Genomic DNA, 3,956 nt, shown 5'->3' on the forward strand with positions numbered 1-3,956 from the left:
CAATGATACTTCAAACTCGGCTTTTTCAAATACTTCTACGAATGTCTTCGCGTCATAAACTATTTTGTGAGTTGCCGCCGGATGGTCAGCTGGACCAGGACCACCGACTTGAACAATCTGTTGGTACCTTTCGTTATGGAAATTTTTATCCGGAACGGCACAACGAATGTACCCACCTGGTTTTAAAAACTTATAACAATGGTTCGCAGCTACAATCCCTTCCTCATAAGTGAAGTGTTCCCACACGTGTTCAGCCAACAGCGCATCAATACTCCATGGTTTAAATAAGGCGTTCCAACTTTCCAAAGAAAGTAAATTTAACTCATCCTCTTGTGTACTGAGCCAACCATCATAGTTTGTTCTTCCTGCACCAATTATAACTTTCATCTAAATACCACCATCCCGATTTCGTATTAATTAAYTACAGTGTAACGCTTAGAAATAAGGATAAGAATGGATTTTTGTTAGGTTACTATGGTTATTTGTTATTGAAGATAACTGCCCAATAGCTTAATGAGGCTGCCCATCAATTATGCGGCAGCCTCACTTTGTAGTTTATTGAACGTTTCTCGTTAGAGCTGAACAATCCATTATTCGATCCACTGTCTTGGTCCCACAGTATGGAAAAGGAGCTGTCTTTCATCATTTAATGCATCCTCAATGCGCTTACAAGTGAAATCACTAATCGGTTTAGGTAGTTCATCTCTTGAACAGAATCTGCATTCTAAAATTTCAGGCGAGCTTGGCTGTGGTATTTGATTAGTTCCGTTATTCGCAATGAAAACGAAGTGATGCATGTCATAGTTCGGATCGTAGTATATACCAGTTAATTGCCCAATACCGACTTCTAACCCTACTTCTTCGTGAACTTCTCTTTTTGCAGTTTCCTCCGCTGACTCATTCTCCTCAGCTTTTCCTCCAGGCAGATCCCAATTATTTTTGCCATAACTATGTTTTACCAATAATACTCTACCCTCACAATCCAAAATAACTGCTGCTGCACCAATTAACTTAGGCAATGTGATGCCCCCTTATAATTATTGACTACTTATTTATAGACGGAAATAAGTGGAAATAGTTTTAAGTTCACCACGCTTTTCTGCCCTCTAGTTGAATAGCAAAAAAGAGACCCACAGCAACGGGCCGAKGGTCTAAGTTTATATTTTAAAGGGGGTCGGTTTTTATTATAACCTTTAATGATTAATACCAGATATAAATAAGATTTCAATTGTGTAACATTTACTCAACTCTCGTTATTCGTTTAAACCGAAATATTCTCCATACCATTTCACAGAGTTTTTTTAAGTTGCTGACGGGAATGGTTAAATAGGCTGAACGGATATTCAATCCCACACTAAATTCCCTTTTCTCATTTTTGCTATGTATATGATTTGCMCCGTGTGACTAGGCAAATGTCTGAATTGATGTAAAAGCATTTCTAGAATGGTAGATTGATTGTTCAAGGCTGCGGAGTCGAACGGTGGGTAATTTAAATAAGGCTGTTCCAACAGTCGCTCAGGATTTGCTTTCATCATTTCAAGAACTCCAAGTATGCAGTCATATGATTTCTTCGAAATTTCCAGTGCCTGATCTTTCGACATTTGTAATCCACGTTCGAATTCAATGCTCCTGTACTCGTTTAATGGAGCGCCGAAGTATGCGGCATCAAACCAATATCGTGCTGCCCCTGATATGTGCGCAATCAAATTAGTTATACTGTTACTCTCGGGTGTCGGTGACCAGGAGATATCCTCTTCAGATAACTGCTCGATCACAATGCGAGTCCATTTCTGGTCTGCTTTGTATTTCCTCAAGAGATGGTCAATCACGATATTTGAACTGTCCAAAACACTTCACACTCCCATATTTCCCCTCAATTTTTAACAAACATACGTTTGTATGTAAATAACAACAAGGTTCTCTTCTACCCAAACTCGAGTCAAGGGACAACTACGCAATTCTGCMCGTACTTCAGTAAAATAGGGATCGTCAGACTGCGGGAGCCGGAGATCCCTATTTAAGTATCGTTCGCCGTTAGCTCAACGAAAGTTGGGAGGTAATCATTATCAATTCGAAATAGATTGTCGCTCCCTTTGGAAAGTATTCACCAGGGTGCGGTTAAAAGACCATGGATCATTTTTACCCTTCATTCGTTAACCAAGAGGCACATCATCCAAGATCACACCAATTTCCGAAACACCATCCACTGGATCGCCATAGTCATATCTTGCGGTAATCTTTCCCTTCTTGTATACATAGCCTTGAAAAAATGATTCGCCTGTCGGTGAAAATCCTGCCGATTCCAATGTGGTTTGCAGCGATTTTATATGAGCGTCTCTACTATTAATATTAACGTAGAAGCGAAACACCAGCTCATCCAAAAAGGTAATAACTATCTTTTTCGGAGGAGTTCCAATCGGTATGCTGAAATCCGGCGCTATATCCTTATATACATTTACAACCTTATTGATGAGAGATGGGTCAAACACATATTTTACCTTGGGCTCCGCCTTTATGTCGGGTAAATTTCCATCTGATGAATTCGCGTAGACCACTGTCAATTCGTCATCTATGCCGTGTACAACCGACCATGTCATGAGAGTGTTATCGCTTGAGCGGCCATAAACATCATTCTCCGTTTTGCCAAAAGTCTTGTTGATTAAAGCGCTATCGGTAATCGGCCCATAGCCCGCATCTGAAAGCATTTGTGGAACATCTAAGAGTGGACTTGTAAGTTTGTATACGAATGTCAGTTTTTGATAGTTGCCTTCAATCATCACCACATTAGGCTGTGTATCGACTAACGCYGGCGCATTATTGTAAGCAGCAATAACTTGGTCGAAGTATGATGTATCAAAGGCAAGTAGCCTGACATCGGCTGATATTGGTGTACCTTCTGACTCTGTAGGTGTTGCTGTAGGTGTTGCTGTGTCAGGCGCAGGTGTAGTTGACGTTATCTGTGTATTCGTGGAAGTCGGAAAGGGATTCGTACATCCAGTTAAAATAGTAATGGTCAAAACAAACAGACAAATGTTAATCTGAAATTTTTGCATATCATTCCCCCTGTATAAAACTCAGCCTCCTTCATAACCCATATATTGGAAGATGAAATTGAAACTGTTCAAAATACTGTTTTGGATTGGATATACCGCTCTCGATATAGATATTTGCCCACTCTTTTATACATCCTCAAATAAGCTTTTTCATTCATGGCAGGAGATAAGCAAATTATATCATCCCATATCGCCTCTCTGTGAAGAAGTTCTAGCATTAAATATTTATTGACATATAGTTCTTTCCCTCTATAAAACCAAGACTATCATACACAGGTTTAGCCATATCAGACGAATGTAGCAGGATTTTTCTAATTCCTTGTATCTTCAAATCCTCTATTGCTTCACTAATAAGTTTGGATACTATACCTTGACGACGATAATTTGGGATTGTGAAAACATTAGCCATGTATGCAACCAATCCAGAAGGGTTTTCAAATCGTGGTAAAAATCGACATATGCAAAAACATACCGTTGATACAACTAATCCATCGTCATCAGCAACCCATACAACGAGTGACTTGTCTGATAATGAGGATTCAAAATAGTTTCTAAATGTTTCATCCATATTACTGTTGTGCTCATGACATAGCAATATCTTACGAAATTTTATTAACTGCGGTATATCGGTTGTAATAGCTTTTCGAAACAGCACGATTGACTTCCTCCCTTTGAATGGAGACCGTGTTTAATTGAAGTTGTTCGTAATGAGTAATTATAATGATTGCCCCCTTTATTAATTATTGCCCATTATATCATACATTTTATTCCATTAAACTGCCCTTTAGCGCAACGAGGCTGCCGATCTATACCGGCAGCCTCGTATTGGTTGCTTAAACCAATGGGTAATCAACTACAATAACATTTTCCAGTATACCATCCAGCGATTTAACAAATTCCTGA

Annotated in this window: 5 protein-coding genes; all 5 read right to left on the minus strand. The window is 39.3% G+C overall.

All coding sequences use genetic code 11. From position 1 onward, the window contains the following. Nucleotides 1-387: class I SAM-dependent methyltransferase (locus AC1DLM_RS34860; RefSeq protein ID WP_477572561.1), on the minus strand; the 387-nt coding region annotated here is incomplete at its 3' end. Nucleotides 388-590: 203 nt separating this feature from the next. Next, nucleotides 591-1,019, minus strand: a complete 429-nt coding sequence (locus tag AC1DLM_RS34865) for an NUDIX hydrolase (RefSeq protein ID WP_477572562.1) — start codon at nt 1,017-1,019, stop codon at nt 591-593. 324 nt (nt 1,020-1,343) lie between these two features. Next, the gene (locus tag AC1DLM_RS34870) at nt 1,344-1,847 is read right to left on the minus strand and encodes a DUF1572 family protein (protein WP_477572563.1); all 504 of its coding nucleotides are present in this window, start codon (nt 1,845-1,847) and stop codon (nt 1,344-1,346) included. 306 nt (nt 1,848-2,153) lie between these two features. Next, nucleotides 2,154-3,053, minus strand: a complete 900-nt coding sequence (locus tag AC1DLM_RS34875; protein WP_477572564.1) for a hypothetical protein — start codon at nt 3,051-3,053, stop codon at nt 2,154-2,156. Nucleotides 3,054-3,270: 217 nt separating this feature from the next. Next, nucleotides 3,271-3,708 carry a GNAT family N-acetyltransferase gene (locus AC1DLM_RS34880; RefSeq protein ID WP_477572565.1) on the minus strand — a complete coding sequence of 146 codons (438 nt, stop codon included), beginning with the start codon at nt 3,706-3,708 and terminating at the stop codon, nt 3,271-3,273. Between the last annotated feature and the right edge of the window lie 248 nt (nt 3,709-3,956).

The sequence above is a fragment of the Paenibacillus sp. 01T442 genome, assembly GCF_056398345.1.